Below are 1729 nucleotides of genomic sequence, written 5' to 3' on the forward strand. Positions count from 1 at the left end.
AGCCCTGATCCACCGATGAGGTTTCGGTGCTGGGCTGGCCTGGGTTAGTGATCTTGTTGTGCTGGTCGGGCGTGTGGGGGTGACCGGCCGGGTCGCCGGTGTGCTCAATGGCTTGGTTGGTCGGGTGTGTGTGGGTGGCCGGCGTCGGAGGCGTGTCTCTGTCCTGTGTGGATGGTCAGCTCGGTGGGGCGTGGGCGTTGGTGAACAGGCGGAGCCAGTTGTGTTGCCAGGGCCAGTGTTGCGGGAGGTGGATGGTGACCTCGCGGGCGTGGCGGCTGATCCGGCCGGCGACGTTGATCAGGTGCCGTCGGATGGTGGCGGCGCGGGCGGTGGCGTGGGGTCGTCCGGCGAGGGTGGCGGCGGCGCGGGTGAGGTTGTGGGCGATGGCGATGCAGGTCAGCCAGGCGTTGTTGGCGTTGAACCGGCCCGACGGCAGGTGGGCGAGGGGCCCGTCGATGAGTTCGGCGAAGACCTGCTCGATGATGGCGTGGCCACGGTGCTGGGCTTCAGCCTGGACGAGGATGTACGGACTGTCGGTGAACGCGGCGTGGTACCGCCAGACGGTGAACAGTTCACCCTGATCGTCCACTGTGGATTTGGTCAGGTCCGGGACGCGGCGTGCGATGAGCCGGGCGGTGACCTGATGTCGGGTGCCCTCGAACGCGGTATAGGTGGTCTCGGCGATCTGGGCGCGGGAGATGAACCGCTGCTGCTCGTCGTCCCAGACCGGTTGTGGGTAGCGGATTTCGGTCCAGGCGTCCTCGTCGATCGTGGTGATCGCCCGCCGGACTTTGGCGTCGATGCGGACGGTGACGGAGAACCGCACCCGGGCGCGGCGGCAGGCGGTGATGACCGCCTTGGAGTAGAACGCCGAGTCCGCACGGACCACGATCTCACTCGCCGCCGCCGCCGTCGTGGGCGGCGTCGTGGTGGTGGACTGCCCTGCCAGGACGGCCTTGGTCGTGGCGACGGCCTCGGCGATGAGGGCTGCCGCGCCTCGGGCGGAGCCGGCGTTCCCGGCGCGCAGCTGCGTCGCAGCGATGACCGGTGCTGCGTCCGGGGTGCTGATCGTGGCGATGAGCGGGTTCAGGCCGCGGAGCAGGACCTGGTAGCCGCCGACCTTGGCGTGGCCGAACGCGGCGCCCTGCTTCTGTTTGCCGTAGACCCTGCGCAGCAGCGAGTCGACGTCGACGAACGTGACCGCGCCGGCGCCGGGCAGCAACGGCGTCTGCCCGGCCAGCCGGACCAGGAACTGCCGTCCCGCGGCCTGCAACTGCCGGACATGGCCATGGGTGAACGTCCGAAGAAACGACCCCAGCGTCGAGGGTGCGTAGACGCTGTCGAACAGGATCGGCATCCCGCCGTGGCGCAGCACGTCCAGGTCATCGATCGAGTCAGCGCCGGTCACCATGCCCGCGACGATCGCGGCGACCTTCCCCGACGCGTTGGACCCCTTGTCCGTCGGCACCCGCAGCCGCGCAGTGACGACCCCGTGCAGGTCACACCGCTGCGCGAGGGCCATGACCGGCGCCAGCCCGGCACACGACACCAGATTCGGATCATCAAACGATGCGCGCAGCCGTGCCGCGCCATGCGATATTCTCACCCCGACGGTGCCCTCTCGAACCGGACGATAGATGCCTCAAGAACCTCTATCTTTCCAGCTCGCGGGGGCATTGTCGCGTCCGAGATGCCTCCGCCACATCAATCTCATCGGTGGATCAGGGCT

Annotated in this window: 1 protein-coding gene; it reads right to left on the reverse strand. The window is 68.6% G+C overall.

Going from position 1 to position 1729, the window contains the following annotated elements; all coding sequences use genetic code 11:
* Positions 1-175: 175 nt before the first annotated feature.
* Entirely contained in the window at positions 176-1606 is a 1431-nt protein-coding gene (locus tag ACZ6TV_RS55185; protein WP_465309780.1) for an IS1380 family transposase, read from the reverse strand.
* Positions 1607-1729: the final 123 nt, after the last annotated feature.

This window comes from Dactylosporangium sp. NPDC051087 (assembly GCF_055586325.1).